The following is a 14,902-nucleotide window of genomic DNA, read 5'->3' as shown; positions in this document are numbered from 1 at the left end:
TTCATTAAGGCACCTGTGTTGTTCTGAGGTGAGCATATCACCTCTGTTCAGGTGGCCAAATTTATTAAACCACTACAGGGGGGAATGAGTGGGTACCATGGTTAGAACAAGTTGCGATAGATGCCAAAGTCGATTGGCGAGTAGCTGCAGTTACCGCTCTAGCCTGTTGTAACAGCATCCCACCATGGGTTCAACCACATATTGACACTATCGTAGCCTCATATGCTTGGAAACTACGCGCCGTTGCAACACGGCGAAACAATAAAGATCTCGCTCGTTTTATTGCTACTGAATACGAACGATTAATTGAAACCGTGATTGTTCGTAATTCTAGCGCTTGGCTCGATCTGAATAGAGTCATTATAAATTGCGGTGATGATGACATATTTTATCTATTATTGACCAAGTTCCCTACCATGGGAAATCGTGCGCAAGAACTGCTCGGATATGCTGTTGTTGAAAAAGGTTCCCCTTGGATATCACGCTTCCAAAAAGTAGCGCTAAGTAGTAGTGGGGATAAACAACATCACATGCTTGCCGACGTGCTATCACTTGAAATCGATGACAAAACGGCTAGATCTTGGATTACTGGAGGACATGACAAGGCAGGCTGGCGGGTATTGATTGCACGTCATGGTGAAGCTATGTTACCGGAAATGATTGAGCGGTTACCGGCATCTTTTGCAGATCTTCACTATGTTTCTACACTTTCTAACATGAGATGGTTCCAAAATGCACCAGACTCACTCATCAGTGAAATCTGGAGTCGGCTTGGGAGCCCCATGCAACCAATGGCAATGCAAGATGTATTAAATGCTACCGCGAGAGTATATCCAGTAGGCGTACCACATATCGTGAAATTTATTGTGGATCAACCTAACGCTCTTCCAGGATACCATCTCCATCACGCATTATTGCTTTATAAGGAATGGTGTAAGAAGGCCGGCATTGAATTGTGTGTGAAAACCCCTGATGGTGAAAACTTTGCTTTTTCTGACTGGATAGTAAAAATAGTTATTGAGCGTCCATGGGAGGAACATTTTACATCTAAAATTTTGGCCTACTCACCAGAATTAGCTGTCGATTATGTATTGCATAATATGGGTAATATCAAACGAACAGAGTCGATACTTAAGGCATTGAGTGGAAAAGCCTCATACAATGCTCAGTTACTAGAGTATATGTTTTCATCACCGATTTTAGCATCACTAATCCCTCAGGTATTTGCTGAGAATTTCGAACATTTTCCTGTAAGTTCACTCCAACGATGTATACACGCGTGCGAGTTTGATCAAAATAAGCTTTTATTCCGGTTGGCTGCCAGAGCGAATCCAATGCATAAAACTGTACATGAAACCCTGATTTCGCGCGCACTTAACGGAGTATTTGAGGCCAATACGTTACGCTACATAGCTAGTTTTCTAAAACCTTATTCAAGGGAGGTGGCTTTGAATATTATTGAGACAGCACCTCATAACCGAGAGGATTGTTGGTTTTGGTTTGTCCGTTGGGCAGAAATTGAAAGAGGAGAGCGCTTGATTAATGAAGATGGCTCATTACGGCGTTAAGTACCTGATGCTGGGTGTTATTTTTATCACCAGGGCTTCACGATAATACGGGAAACGTCTGCCACAGGCCCGTACATCATACATAAAATCAGACGATACGCACAGGCAGACGTTGTTTTCCTTTTCTGCCCTGAAAACAGCAGAGGTCATGATGAAAAAAAGCACATTTTACCGAATCGCAGATCGTCAGTATTTTAAAGTTGGCTGACTCCGGTATGGAGATCGACGAAATTTGCCGTCAGAACGGAATCCAGGGCTGTTTCAGATAAGGGGAAGTGGACACAGGCTGTCGCCGTATGAGGGGATAACACACTAAAGATAGCCGTTAGCCGGACTAGTCCTTATTAATCATGATCCTATGTCATTTAACATAATATACATTATGCGAATAAAGGTATGGACTAACGAAATCCGGCTCTCCGGCTGGCTAATCATGTTGGTTCCTTTATCCCTGATAATGGCTTTTTGTCTCTGCCCATCCAATAACTGATCACCGCGGGCTTTCTTTATCTATCCACGTTCCTTTTTTTATTGACCCCAAACAAAAATATGACAGCGCATTGCTTCTATAATTACCGCTTATTTACTCTCATACAGATGTGGTCACATGGTTAACAAACTGAATCTTAACTGGCCTGAATTTTTAGAAAAATACTGGCAGAAAAAACCCGTTGTACTGAAAAATGCATTTCCTGATTTTGCCGACCCTATCACGCCGGATGAACTGGCCGGTCTGGCTATGGAGCCGGAAGTTGACAGCCGCCTGGTCAGCTTTATTGATAACAAATGGGAAGCAAGTCACGGTCCGTTTGAGGACTACAGCCACTTAGGCGAAAAAGGATGGTCATTGCTGGTACAGGCTGTCAACCATTGGCATATGCCTGCCGCTGAACTGGTGAAACCGTTCCGTGTGCTGCCTGAGTGGCGTCTTGATGATCTGATGATTTCTTACTCGGTGCCCGGCGGTGGTGTCGGACCACATATTGATAACTATGATGTTTTCATTATCCAGGGCATGGGCCGTCGCCGCTGGCGTGTGGGTGATGCCCTTCCCATGCGTCAGTTCTGTGCTCACCCGGCATTACTGCATGTCGACCCGTTTGAACCGATTATTGATGTGGAAATGGCGCCGGGCGATATTCTGTATATTCCGCCGGGATTCCCTCACGATGGTTTCACCTTCGAAGATACTATGAACTATTCTGTCGGCTTTCGCGGACCGACCGGACGTGATTTGCTGAGCAGCTTTGCAGACTATGCACTGGAACAGGATCTGGGTGGCGTCAATTATGGCGATCCTGACCTGACAGTACGTGAAAACTCAGGTTCAATGGAATCTTATGAGGTTGAACGCCTGCGTGCCATGATGATTGAAATGATCAACAAGCCCGGTGATTTTGAACAGTGGTTAGGTCGTTTTGCAACGACCCCGCGCCATGAGTTGGATATTGCACCTTCGGAACCGCCGTATCAGCCGGAAGAAGTACTGAGTGCTCTGAATGCCGGTGAAAAACTGATACGACTGAGCGGGCTGCGTGTTATGCGCATCGGTGAGCATTTCTTCGTTAATACCGAAGGCTGGATGACCACAGAAATTAAAGGTGCAGATACATTGTGCCGGTTAACAGAAGTCGGCGTGAATGAACTCGGTGAAGCACTGGCGAACCCGGGTTTTGTTGCGGAATTAACCGAATTTATCAATCAGGGATATTGGTATTTCGAGGAATAAGTCACATCTGCCGGACAAGATAAAACACCTGCTGATGGGTGTTTTATCTCAGCGCTCCAAAAAACGCTCGTTCACTACTCTCAACCATGATAGATTGGCCGGATATTCATTCTCAAATATTTCCTTTTTTATGAGATAGTTCAATGAGTAAGAGTGGCAGATACTATACAAAAGAAAAGATAAGACAGCGCCATATAGCAAATAAAAAAAGACAACACCCTATTCGTCTTTTTATCAGAAGTTGGGATTTTTGGGGTAAATCCTTCCTTGGCCTTTTGGTTTTTGGCATGTTTATTTATTCATTAAATGATAATGTAACCATTCATTTTTTATGGATAATCTATGCCTGCATTTGCTTACCTTTATTTCCGTTTGCTAAAAAATGCAGTGATGATGTTCTTCGTCATTATTTTTCAGAATCAACATTTGAGGATGTTATTAATGGCAGCAGCCCCCGGGGGATTGGCGCATTGTATCTGATGCTTATTATTCCGTTTATCATTCCGCTGGCAGCGGGATATTTTGTATATCAGATTATAAATTACAAATAAAATCTATCGCTATTCAATCATATCCGCCTGTATGATCTGAAAATAACCGGTATCGCCGGAAATCCACACCATCGTAGTTAACAGAGCCATCCGGCTGAAATCCGTAACGTGTTATAAACCGCGAAACATTTCGGGATAACGGTAATAAAATGGTGATACTGTTTAAGTGCATTTCATCAAATGCACGGCGGATAATTTCATCACAGATGATTTTTCCCGTTCCCCAGAAATCAGGATGAAGTACCAGCGCCAGGTCAGCATCATCACCTTCTTTCTGAAGCCCTCCCCAGCCTGCAAATACATCGTCGATCACAAATGCCCAAGGGCCATATCCGTTAATATTCCACTGAGCGTCTTTTTCTTTTGCCCAGTTGCGGCTTTTTTCATCATCAAAATCCGGGCTGCCCAGCGGCATTTGCTGTAAAACGTTCGGGTGATTATTCAGTGCCGTGATATCGGCCGGTTTTATCTGAGTGAGCCGTTTAAATTCTAAGCGCATAGTATTCCTTTTATTTCTACGCTCTGATTGTACCTGTTATTCAGAAAAAATCAGCTGAATAACAGGTACAGCACATCTTAACTTACAGCCACATTCCGAAACGGCGGATATAAATGCCCTTCATGATTTGCGCCAGGCCGCAATAGCTGACCAGCGTGGCAGCAAGCCACGGGAAATATTCCCACGGTAACGGCTCAAGCCCGATATAACTTCCGATGGGTGAAAACGGCAGCCAGATCCCGATGGTCATAACAATCCCGGTAACCAATAATACCGGTAGTGTTGCTGTGCTCTGAATAAACGGGATCCGTTGCGTTCTCAGCATATGTACGACCAGCGTTTGTGATAATAATCCCTCAACAAACCAGCCTGAATGGAATAAGACCTGGCTGTCCGGACTGTTTGCCCCGAAAACAAACCATAATAATGCAAAAGTGGTGATATCAAATACAGACGATGTCGGGCCAATCCAAATCATAAAGCGACGGATATTGCCTGCATCCCATTTACGGGGTTTGCGCAGGAACTCTTTATCCATTTTATCCCACGGCAGCGCCAGCTGAGACATATCATAAAGCAGATTCTGGATCAGTAACTGAATGGCCAGCATCGGCAGGAACGGAATAAAGGCACTGGCAATAAGAACAGAAAATACATTACCGAAGTTAGAGCTGGCGGTCATATTCAGGTATTTAATGATATTACCGAATGTCTCACGCCCTTTAATAACCCCCTCCTCCAGAACCATCAGATCTTTTTCCAGCAGGATAATATCTGCGGATTCTTTGGCGATATCCGTTCCGCTGTCCACGGAAATCCCCACATCCGCGTCCCGTAATGCCGGCGCGTCATTAATACCGTCCCCGAGAAAACCAACGGTATGGCCGGCTGATTGTAAAATCCTGACCAGGGCTGATTTTTGCAGCGGCGTCAGTTTGCAGAAAATAGTGTGTGTTTGTGCGACCTGTTTCAGCTCTTCATCACTGAGGCGCGCCAACTGATCACCACTGATACTCATCGAGGCATCCAGCCCGACTTCACGACAGATTTTTGCTGTGACAATCGCATTGTCCCCTGTCAGTACTTTTACCGTTACCCCGTTATGCTTCAGGGCTTTCAGGGCTTTTGCCGCACTGTCTTTCGGCGGATCCAGGAAGGTCAGAATTCCGCATAAAATCATATTCTGTTCACTGTCTGCGGAGAGCGGCAATCCCTGCTCTTTGCTGTCCAGAACACGTTCGGCAAGTAACAGAACTCTGAATCCGGTCTCATTATAATGATTGACCAGCGCCATAATGGCCTGTTTTTTCTCATCATCCGCAGGAGAAATATGATTGCCGGTCCGGATCAGAGAACAGCACGCCAGCATCTCTTCCGCCGCACCTTTACAGATAAGCAAAGCGGTACCATCCGGTTTTCTTACTGACACAGACAGACGTCTGCGGACAAAATCAAACGGCAGTTCGTCAATTTTCTGATAATTGTGCAGAGACTCTGTTTCGGCTTTGCCGCGCCCGAAACGGATGACCGCCTGATCCATCAGGTTACGTGTGCCGCTCTGGTGAAAACTGTTCAGCCACGCCAGTCCCAGTATGGCTTCATCGGTATTACCCTCCGTATCAAGATGATGCTCGAGGATAATATTGTCCTGTGTCAGCGTTCCTGTTTTATCCGTGCACAGGATATCCATCGCACCAAAATTTTGTATTGCATTCAGCCGTTTAACGATAACTTTTCGCCGTGACATTGCAATTGCACCTTTTGCCAGGTTCGAACTGACAATCATCGGCAGCATTTCAGGGGTTAACCCGACTGCGACAGCAAGTGCAAAGAGTGTGGCATCAAACCAGTCACCTTTAGTGAATCCATTAATCAGCAGGACAACCGGCACCATCACTAACATAAAGCGGATCAGCAGGATACTGACACTATTAACCCCGCGATCGAATGACGTCTGTGAGCGTGTCCCGACAATGGATTTCGCCAGTGAGCCAAAATAGGTTTTGTCGCCGGTTGCCACCACAACACCCAGAGCCGTGCCACTGGCCACATTGGTACCCATCAGGCAAATATTGCCCGATTCCGTCAGTGACTGGCCGTTTTCTGTTATTGTTGCTGCATCTTTTTCATGGATATCTCCCCGGGTATCATATTTTTCCACCGGAATCGATTCCCCGGTCAGAATGGCCTGGCTGATAAAAAGATCACGGGAACGAAGCAGCCGTAAGTCCGCCGGTATCATATCCCCGGCACTCAGAACCACTATATCCCCCGGAACCAGACATTTTACCGGCAGCTCAGCCCGGACAGATCGCCCTTTTTTTCGCCGGAGTACGGTGGCGGTGGTTTTTACCAGTGATTTCAGGGCTTCTGCGGCTTTGTTGGTCCGGTATTCCTGCCAGAAACGCAGTACCACACTCAGGAAGACCATCGTTCCGATGATCAGTACACCGGTGAGATCTGTTTCTTCGCCCTGTTGCAGGGGGATCAGGTAATCCGTCATAAAGCTGATAACGGCCAGCACCAGCAACACATAAATAAACGGATTATGAAATGCGGAAATAAACTGAATAAACGCGGGAGGTGCTTTGTCATGTGCCACCACGTTTTCCTGATGTTCTATCAGGCGGTCAAGGGCATCAAATTCATCCAGCCCCAGCATATCAGAATGTAATTCTGCTAATGTTTCGTCTGGTGTTTTTGCGGCATATACCGCAGCAGGGAAAGTATTATTATCGCGCACAGCCGGAGTGACAGTGCGGTTAACGTTGACAGTCATGGTACGATTCCTTTTATTTCCTCAGATAAACTGAGTCATTTATTTTTCACCGGACTGTCTGATTTAACAGTTAATTTAAATAACTGTCATGATAACGGACAGCCCGGGAAATGGTATATTTCCGGGCCCGGGTGGTGTGTCCATATATTCCTTATCAGCAAAAGATAGCCTGTACGCTTATTCATAAATGAATACGTACTGTGGATTTTTTAATAAAAAGCCATGCCCTTTCCGTTCTGAATAAACGGAATAGCAGGATACGGTGCGCAAGCACGGCAATTTAAATTTAATTAACCGAAAAACAATCAGTTAGGAGGGAATAACGCCAGCATATAGAGATTCATGATAAATCCGTCCTTTCGGGCCTATCCCGTGAAAGATAAGCGAAATTAAATAAGGAAGTACCATTATAAAGAGAGGTACTGCCGCAGTATTACTGCCGGCAGTCAGAGGAAAACAGAATTACCGGCAGGATCAATGTATTTTTATAAATAATCTATGACTGTCCAATTACGTGTTCTCCGCAAGAAATAAACACATGGAGTATATTCCCGTAAAATCACAAAGTAAATCGTTTTCTCTGATGGGGGAACAATATATATAATAGTATTATTTAATTAAACAACATACTGATTTAACAGAGTATATACGATGAAACAGTATCCCTTTCACTGTTTATAAATATCCGGCCTGACAATCTGCCAGATATAATTCTCCCGGTTGATCGGGCTGTAACCCGATTTTTCATATAACCACGGGGCTGACGATGTAACCAGCATAATGCGTCTCAGCCGGTTCATCACCGGATGTGACTGACAGCACTCCATCAGCCAGCGGCCGAGTCTTTGTTTCTGATATTCATCGATAATATAAACATCACAGAGATACCCGAATGTGACCCCATCGGTGACAACCCGTGCAAAACCGATTTGTTCTGTACCGGCAAATAACCCGAAACACAGGCTGTTCAATATACTTTCATTGACCAACTCCCGGCTGATCCCTTCCGCCCATGCGGAATGCGTCAGATAGTCATGAATTTTACCGGTATCCAGCCTGGTAATATCCGTTGTTACGGTATAGTGCTGGTAATGCCACTCGTGAATGCTTTTCATAACATCATAAATCCATCAGATAGGTAATGGTGTCTCTGACCGTCATTAGTGCGGATTCCAGGTCATTATACGGCAGTGTGCTGACCGCCACACGGATAGCCTGCGGGATATCACGGGTTACGGCATAAGACTCTGCAGGACTGACGGCAATATTGGCCGCTCTCAGACGGCTGATAACCGCATCGCAGCGCACATTTTCCGGTAACGGGATCCACAAAAAATAACCGGCCGGATGTGCGATATGAGGTAAATCAGCAAAAATCCGGCTGACAATTTTTTGCCGGGCTTTGGCATCGCGGCGCTTTTTCTGCTCCAGTTTTTCGGCTTCTCCCTGCTCCAGCCACTCACGGACAATACCGGTCATCAGTGCCGGAGTGTTCCAGGTGGTGATGCGGATGATTTTTTCCAGCTCAGCAACATATCCCGGAGGCGCAACCACCAACCCGACCCGCAGGCCGGTGGCGAGATTTTTGGAAAATCCGGTGACATAAAATGTGATATCCGGTGCCAATTCTGCCAGCGGAGCCGGTGCCGGTTTCTGCAGAAAAGCATAGGAGCCGTCTTCTATCAGAAAAAAATGGTTTTCCCGGGCCAGACTTATCAGCTTCCTGCGGGATGTCAGATCCATTACCCAGCCGAGCGGATTATGCAGTGTCGGCATGGTGAAATAGCCGCGGATTTTCCGCTGATGACACAATTGTGCCAGCGCCGCCAAATCCGGGCCCTCCGGGGTAACCGGCACCGGAACCAATTCGATATGACAGGTTTGTGCCAGTGCTTTAAAGCCGGGATAAGTCAGTGCATCCGCTGCAATCACATCACCGGGGCTGAACATGCTCAGAATAATGGAGGCCAGGCCGTGCTGTGCACCGCTGACCATAACAACAGTATCCGGGTCAACGGCAGAAAAGCCACGTAATTTCAAATGATCCGCAACAACGTTTCTCTCCTGCTGCCGTCCGGCATGCGGCAGATAATGCAGCAGACTTTCCAGGTCGCCGCTCATGGATAACCGGCGCAGGGTGCGGCGCAGTAATGTGGTCTGCTCCGTGACTTCCGGATAGATAAAGTTAAGGTCATACATTGCCGGTGTGACATCACATTCAATACCGGTAACCGGTAATAAACTGATATCTCTGACAAATGTTCCCCGTCCGGTTTCACCGATGACCAGCCCCTGATTGATCAGCTCTTGATACACGCGTGACGCTGTCACTAATGATATCCCTTCCTGAGCAGCAAAAGCACGGTGAGTCGGCAATTGTGTTCCGGCTGCCAGTTCACCGTTACGGATACGGACTGCAAAGGTATCGACGTATTGTTTATAACGCGGTGTTGCCATACAAATGTATCCATGACAATTTTTTGATTGTCATGATTATCCGTATTACTCTCCGTGATAACAAGACGTAATTAATGGAGTACAGGATGGATAATGCACTGACAACGGTTTCCCGCTCAACACGCGGCTGGATCAACGGGTTTATCGGCGTGCTGATTTTCAGCGGCTCCCTGCCCGCCACCAAGGCCGGAATCATCGGTTTTGCCCCGGATTTTCTGACAACTGCCCGCGCAGCGATTGCCGGTATTGCCGCTCTGCTCATTCTGGCCATTCTTCGCCAGCGTCTGCCTGCTGCGAAGTATCTGCTGTCGCTGATCGTTGTGGCAGCAGGTGTCGTCGTCGGGTTTCCGTTACTGACAGCCTTGGCTCTTCAGCATGTCAGTTCAGCACACTCGATTGTGTACCTGGGATTGTTACCGCTGGCGACAGCACTGTTTGGTGTGCTGCGCAGCAATGAACGTCCGCGTCCCGCGTTCTGGTTTTTTTCTGTTCTTGGCAGTTTATTTGTCATGGGATTTGCATTGTTTCAGGGCGGTGAAAGCACCCTGACCGGGGATTTGTATATGGTTGCGGCCGTGTTGCTGTGCGGATTGGGTTACGCGGAAGGTGCCCGTCTTTCCCGGCCTCTCGGCAGTTGGCAGGTGATCTGCTGGGCGCTGGTGCTTTCTCTGCCGCTGATGCTGATTCTGAGCATTGTTTTTCTGCCGGTGACATTCAGCGGAATACCGGTACAAGCCTGGGGCGGACTGATTTACGTTTCCCTGTTCAGTATGCTGATTGGGTTTTTCTTCTGGTACCGGGGGCTGGCAGAAGGCGGTATTACCGGCATCAGTCAGTTACAGCTGTTACAACCGTTTTTTGGACTGGTGCTTTCTGCGTGGTTACTGGATGAAACTGTCAGTTCAGTGATGATTGCATCCACGTGTGGTGTGATCGCCTGTGTTGCCGGTTCAAAACGGTTTTCCCGGTAAGCGCAACGAACAGAGTATTTTCTGAAGATTAACAGCAGAACGGTGTATTTATTGAAAGTTATGCATTTTGTCTGCGCTATCCTGAGAGTTGACAGAGTATAACGATATCCCGCTGACTATTCATATTACACGGAGGTTTTATGAAACTTGGTTCTGTTACAGCATCCCCGGCACCGGATGTTTCGTTTTCACCGGAGAATTTAGCGGAATGCAGAAAGACTTCAGATGTCAGCCTGATCCGATACTGTGAAAATCTCATATTTAAGGACAGTAACTTCATTCAATTTTTACGTTTTAATGGTGCGATGGATTTAGTTAACAGCACTGACTCCGGGCGCATACTACTCAATTGTATTGAAACACTGTTGCAATTTAAATCAGAAAAGCTGGTGGTATACCTTACATCACCAATACTGGGAGCCAAACCGCTTTGTTCTGAAGATGCGGTGAATGGCCGGGGTACAGGCTCTGATTTACATTGCAATTTTGCACTGACCGGGCTGCGGCCTGACCTTGGACTCGGGATGGAGGAAAGACAACTGCATGCTGTTATTTTATATCACGAACTGGTGCATGTGCTTCATAATCTTCAGGGTGAACGCATAGACATTTTCCCGGCTGACGGTATTAAAGATAATCGCCTGCCATTATGGGAAGAAGAGTTCCGTACCGTTGGTTTGGGGACTTTCATCGCCGAAGAGATTTCTGAAAATAAATTTCGCGGAGAATTGGGAGTTCCGTTGAGAGTCAGTTTATAACGGGACCGATAGAATATCCGGTATGCTTATTTCAGTGCTTAATGGTCATGACCGGATCTCTGTGTTATCAGTCCTCCCGCTGCAAGCAGATACAACGCAAAGACCAGCGGTAAAAACAGCACTGAATCACTGTAAATTGCCGCTGTCATTGCCGCTCCAATTGCCAGAGAAATACCCGAGATACCGTCGAGTACGGCAATTTTACGGGGCGAATCTGCCGATGTGATCAGTGTGTCGGTGCCTGCCCCGTAAAACATCTCCAGCAGTGTGACGCCAAGCACAATCAATAACAGCCCGGGAAGTTCTGCAATACCGGAGAACCACGGAACAAAAAGAAGAATACATAGCCCTGTCGCAACCATCAGTGCGGTAATAATGCCCCATTTTTCAGTGAAGTAACGGTATACAGGGAGTTGACAGACAATAATCACCAATGTGTTAAACAGCAAAACCGGGCCAATCAGATAGTCAGCCCCTGCCCGGATCAATTCCAGCGGTACAATCACTTCAAAGCTGTAATACAGCATGGCAAAAATAACACTGACCACAAAAATAAGAACAGTGTCCCCGCCGGTAAGATCAGAAAAATGAAGGTAATGAAAATGGTTTACCGCTTCCCCGGGACAGGAATACAACTTTACTGAAAAGAGAATACCCGTCATGAAAATCCCGGTCAGGATGAGTAATGCATATGGAAAAGGCAGTGAAAAAAAGATACACAATGTAATGAGTACCGGTGCAACTGCAGCGCCGGTATTATTCAGCGTCATTCGTACTGAAAAGCTTTCGCTGATATTTTCTGAAGTGGCTTTAATATAGTATTTTGCTGCCACAGAAAATACGGAGGTGGCAAGACCGTTTGCCAGCATCACCACAGTACACAGATAAAATGTTTGTCCGATAAACAAAAATGACAGTGACAGCAATTTAAGCAACAGTGAAAAAACAATGGTTTTTTTGCTGTTAAACCGGCTTATCAGCGGAATTATAAAAAAATACGCCAGTGAAAATGACCAGAATTTAATCGTGCCAAGATACAGGATTTCTTTTTCACTGAGTGTTTTTCCGGAAAAATAGAGTAATGACAGCGGCATCAGTAACCCGGAGCCCAGCGCATTAAAGAAAAAGCAGATATTAATCGCCCTGCTTTTCCGCTCAAAAACTGCCCGGTAAATCTGCATCAGCTGAGATTCCAGCGCCGGCAGATAGTTGTGAAAATATCGCTTCCGGTTTCCGTCAGTATGGCATGCTGCCTGACACTATCAGCCGTATTACGGAGTTTTTCGAGATTACTGCTCAGCCGGTCATAGTATTCCGGCTCCGGTATACCGTCACTGTTACGGATAATTTCAGAAAATACATAGCAAATGCGGGATAATACAAACAAGGCATGAAAAATACCGATCATCGGCCGGTCATCATCACGCAGTGGCGCAGCAAAGACCTCATCCGCCGGGTTAAGTACCAGCGGATCACCCGCATTAAGGATATTCAGTGCCGTATGTCCGCATTCATGTGCCAGAATATCAATATAATACGCGACCGAATGTGACGGATGAATATAGGCAAACATCATTCCCCACATATAGAAATTGGTACCGGAACGCATAAAACGAGAGCCGTCTGCCGTTTCCCTGGTCAGATATATCTGATGGATAAACCGGTCAATTTCATTGCCGGTTTCCGGTGCACAGCGGCGAATAACGGATAACGCCTGTGTTATTTTCTCCGTTTCCGCTGCTGCCAGTACCGGATCATCACAATAGCCGAAACCAAGTTGTTTATCCTCGCGGATAATTTTCAGGATCATCTTTTCTGCCAATGAATGATCGGCGGATGCCAGCGGTGAGATTGTCAGTGGTAACGGCGTTTTCTTTCGCATCACCTGATTGAGGTAAGTTACCGCATCCGCATGTTCATCATCTTCCGCATATTTACCGGCGATATAATGAATAGCACAATTTTGCCACGACAACGGAACCTCTGAATTTATTTCGGGCAAATGATAATAGGATAATAAGTAATTAAGTGATTCATAGACTTCATCAGAAAAATACTGATAAGCATACTGATGTTTATAATCAGAAAAGGTCATATTTATCATATAACAGTGTCCGTCAGGCGGATAAGCCATGCCCCGTTTTACGGACATGGCTTATCAATTAGTTAGTGTATTTGTTATTTACTGAATGACCATCCTGATAATGGTGATTTTATTTTCAGTAATTTACTTCTGTCTAATTTTTTCATTATTTCACTTCCTTATTAATAACAGATTATATGAATGGATGTACTGTGTACTCAGATTACTGTTAAACCCTAGAATAAAAATAACGATTAAAAAACACTTTTTTTAGTGAGTGTTATTTTTCTGAATCAATATCACGGAAATAAGCAGGAATAATGATGAAATAAATAATTGCCACAATATGAAGTATAAAAAAACCACGCAGTGTTTCCACTGCGTGGTTCTGTCAATCCGGAGACTATCCGGGCACTCAGATCAATGACAAAAATGTCTTTTTAAAGTCATCGATATCATGCTGTGTGGTTGCCCACGAGGTGCACAGACGCAGACAGGATTTTCCCGGTTCCTGCAACAGCGTTTCATGGAAAACAAACTGTTTTTTCAGTTTTTCTGCCAGTGCGGAAGGCAGAATAACAAAGACCTGGTTGGATTCCGGCGGTGCCAGGAAGGTAAAACCCTGCTCCGTAAAGAATGCCGCCAGTTGCCCGGCCATGCTGTTGAGGTGTTTGCCTAATGAGAAATAGAGATCGTCTGCAAACAGCGCCAGGAACTGTGCACCCAGCAGCCAGCCTTTTGCCTGAAGCGCTCCCTTCTGTTTGATACTGAACCGGAAATCATCTTTCAGCGCCGGGTTATTGATCACCAGAGCTTCCGCCGCGATCGCACCAATTTTGGTACCGCCGATATAGAACGCATCTGTCAGTGCCGCGATATCTTCAATCGTCAGATCACTTTGTGCGGACATTAGTCCTGATGCCAGACGGGCGCCGTCAAGATAGAGCCATAACCCGTGCTCATCACAGAAACGACGCAGTGCCTGCAATTCTGCTTTGCGGTAAACCGTACCGATCTCGGTGGAATTGGTGATATAGACCAGTTTCGGCTGTACCCAGTGTTCATCATTATGTTCGGCAATGACCGGTTTAAGATGATCGGGTGTCAGTTTGCCATCCGGGGAAAATACGGTGATGACTTTGTGTCCGGTCGCTTCAATTGCCCCGGTTTCATGGGTCGCAATATGGCCGGTACTGACGGAGATCACCGCCTGATGCGGACGCAGAAAATGGGAAATCGCCGTCAGGTTGGTGATAGTACCGCCGTTAAAGAAGTGGATATCAGCCTGCGGCTGACCAATCCGCTGTTTAATCAGCGCTGCGGCATCACCGCATAACGTATCCGTGCCGTAACCGTCGTGGCGGTGGCCTGCTGTGTCAGTAATGGCTTTTAAAACAGCCGGATGTGCAACTTCATTATAATCATTCTGAAAACGGTACATATGCTCCTCCGATAGTGTGCAGTAATACTATGCTTATACTTACCGGCGCACAATGGCACGGATCGC

The 14,902-nt window shown here is 46.2% G+C and carries 12 protein-coding genes and 1 pseudogene; 6 read left to right on the top strand and 7 right to left on the bottom strand.

Annotation, left to right across the window (positions count from 1 at the left end; all coding sequences use genetic code 11):
* Positions 1–416 precede the first annotated feature (416 nt).
* The 4 genes and pseudogenes from AB7038_RS08415 to AB7038_RS08400 all read left to right on the top strand — a co-directional run bounded on the left by AB7038_RS08415 (position 417) and on the right by AB7038_RS08400 (position 3,848).
* A complete protein-coding gene (locus tag AB7038_RS08415) occupies positions 417–1,568 on the top strand; it encodes a hypothetical protein (RefSeq protein WP_369453106.1) in 1,152 nt (383 codons plus the stop codon).
* 155 nt (positions 1,569–1,723) lie between these two features.
* Positions 1,724–1,819, top strand: a pseudogene (locus AB7038_RS08410) (transposase); the annotation flags it as partial.
* A 356-nt stretch (positions 1,820–2,175) separates the two neighbouring features.
* A complete protein-coding gene (locus tag AB7038_RS08405; protein ID WP_369453105.1) occupies positions 2,176–3,297 on the top strand; it encodes a ribosomal protein uL16 3-hydroxylase in 1,122 nt (373 codons plus the stop codon).
* Positions 3,298–3,440: 143 nt separating this feature from the next.
* Positions 3,441–3,848, top strand: coding sequence for a hypothetical protein (locus AB7038_RS08400; RefSeq protein WP_247709288.1), 408 nt, complete (start codon positions 3,441–3,443; stop codon positions 3,846–3,848).
* 13 nt (positions 3,849–3,861) lie between these two features.
* On the opposite strand, the gene AB7038_RS08395 is transcribed toward AB7038_RS08400, so the two are convergent.
* From AB7038_RS08395 to AB7038_RS08380, 4 genes are all read right to left on the bottom strand, one after another.
* Complete coding sequence (locus AB7038_RS08395) at positions 3,862–4,347, bottom strand: GNAT family N-acetyltransferase (protein ID WP_369453104.1); 486 nt, start codon at positions 4,345–4,347, stop codon at positions 3,862–3,864.
* Positions 4,348–4,429: 82 nt separating this feature from the next.
* The gene (mgtA, locus tag AB7038_RS08390) at positions 4,430–7,126 is read right to left on the bottom strand and encodes a magnesium-translocating P-type ATPase (RefSeq protein WP_369453103.1); all 2,697 of its coding nucleotides are present in this window, start codon (positions 7,124–7,126) and stop codon (positions 4,430–4,432) included.
* 668 nt (positions 7,127–7,794) lie between these two features.
* Positions 7,795–8,241 (bottom strand): GNAT family N-acetyltransferase, encoded by a 447-nt coding sequence (locus AB7038_RS08385; RefSeq protein ID WP_369453102.1) that lies wholly within the window; start codon positions 8,239–8,241, stop codon positions 7,795–7,797.
* Positions 8,242–8,245: 4 nt separating this feature from the next.
* Complete coding sequence (locus tag AB7038_RS08380; protein ID WP_369453101.1) at positions 8,246–9,583, bottom strand: aminotransferase-like domain-containing protein; 1,338 nt, start codon at positions 9,581–9,583, stop codon at positions 8,246–8,248.
* Between the two features lie 86 nt (positions 9,584–9,669).
* On the opposite strand from AB7038_RS08380, the gene AB7038_RS08375 reads away from it, so the two are divergent.
* Positions 9,670–10,554: a DMT family transporter gene (locus AB7038_RS08375; protein WP_368888381.1), complete on the top strand. Its 885-nt coding sequence runs from the start codon at positions 9,670–9,672 to the stop codon at positions 10,552–10,554.
* A 140-nt stretch (positions 10,555–10,694) separates the two neighbouring features.
* Complete coding sequence (locus AB7038_RS08370) at positions 10,695–11,312, top strand: M91 family zinc metallopeptidase (RefSeq protein WP_369453100.1); 618 nt, start codon at positions 10,695–10,697, stop codon at positions 11,310–11,312.
* Positions 11,313–11,350: 38 nt separating this feature from the next.
* Here the strand turns inward: AB7038_RS08370 and AB7038_RS08365 are convergent, their stop codons facing one another.
* From AB7038_RS08365 to AB7038_RS08355, 3 genes are all read right to left on the bottom strand, one after another.
* Positions 11,351–12,493: an MFS transporter gene (locus AB7038_RS08365; protein WP_369453099.1), complete on the bottom strand. Its 1,143-nt coding sequence runs from the start codon at positions 12,491–12,493 to the stop codon at positions 11,351–11,353.
* Positions 12,493–13,287 carry an aKG-HExxH-type peptide beta-hydroxylase gene (locus AB7038_RS08360; RefSeq protein ID WP_369453098.1) on the bottom strand — a complete coding sequence of 265 codons (795 nt, stop codon included), beginning with the start codon at positions 13,285–13,287 and terminating at the stop codon, positions 12,493–12,495. Before AB7038_RS08360 ends, AB7038_RS08365 begins: the two co-directional genes overlap by 1 nt.
* Before the next feature lie 523 nt (positions 13,288–13,810).
* Entirely contained in the window at positions 13,811–14,836 is a 1,026-nt protein-coding gene (locus tag AB7038_RS08355; protein WP_368888385.1) for a low specificity L-threonine aldolase, read from the bottom strand.
* Positions 14,837–14,902 lie beyond the last annotated feature (66 nt).

Origin of the sequence: Morganella morganii, assembly GCF_041099235.1 — a bacterium.
In the GTDB taxonomy this organism is placed as follows: Bacteria; Pseudomonadota; Gammaproteobacteria; order Enterobacterales; family Enterobacteriaceae; genus Morganella; species Morganella morganii_E.
The sequence above is the reverse complement of the archived record's forward strand: the minus strand, read 5'-3'. Positions and strand labels throughout refer to the sequence as shown.

Excerpts from the sequence above, each read along its gene's own strand:
- AB7038_RS08415 (WP_369453106.1), top strand. The coding sequence starts at position 417 with ATGGGAAATCGTGCGCAAGAACTGCTCGGATATGCTGTTGTTGAAAAA.
- AB7038_RS08405 (WP_369453105.1), top strand. The coding sequence starts at position 2,176 with ATGGTTAACAAACTGAATCTTAACTGGCCTGAATTTTTAGAAAAATAC.
- AB7038_RS08400 (WP_247709288.1), top strand. The coding sequence starts at position 3,441 with ATGAGTAAGAGTGGCAGATACTATACAAAAGAAAAGATAAGACAGCGC.
- AB7038_RS08395 (WP_369453104.1), bottom strand. The coding sequence starts at position 4,347 with ATGCGCTTAGAATTTAAACGGCTCACTCAGATAAAACCGGCCGATATC.
- mgtA (WP_369453103.1), bottom strand. The coding sequence starts at position 7,126 with ATGACTGTCAACGTTAACCGCACTGTCACTCCGGCTGTGCGCGATAAT.
- AB7038_RS08385 (WP_369453102.1), bottom strand. The coding sequence starts at position 8,241 with ATGAAAAGCATTCACGAGTGGCATTACCAGCACTATACCGTAACAACG.
- AB7038_RS08380 (WP_369453101.1), bottom strand. The coding sequence starts at position 9,583 with ATGGCAACACCGCGTTATAAACAATACGTCGATACCTTTGCAGTCCGT.
- AB7038_RS08375 (WP_368888381.1), top strand. The coding sequence starts at position 9,670 with ATGGATAATGCACTGACAACGGTTTCCCGCTCAACACGCGGCTGGATC.
- AB7038_RS08370 (WP_369453100.1), top strand. The coding sequence starts at position 10,695 with ATGAAACTTGGTTCTGTTACAGCATCCCCGGCACCGGATGTTTCGTTT.
- AB7038_RS08365 (WP_369453099.1), bottom strand. The coding sequence starts at position 12,493 with ATGCAGATTTACCGGGCAGTTTTTGAGCGGAAAAGCAGGGCGATTAAT.
- AB7038_RS08355 (WP_368888385.1), bottom strand. The coding sequence starts at position 14,836 with ATGTACCGTTTTCAGAATGATTATAATGAAGTTGCACATCCGGCTGTT.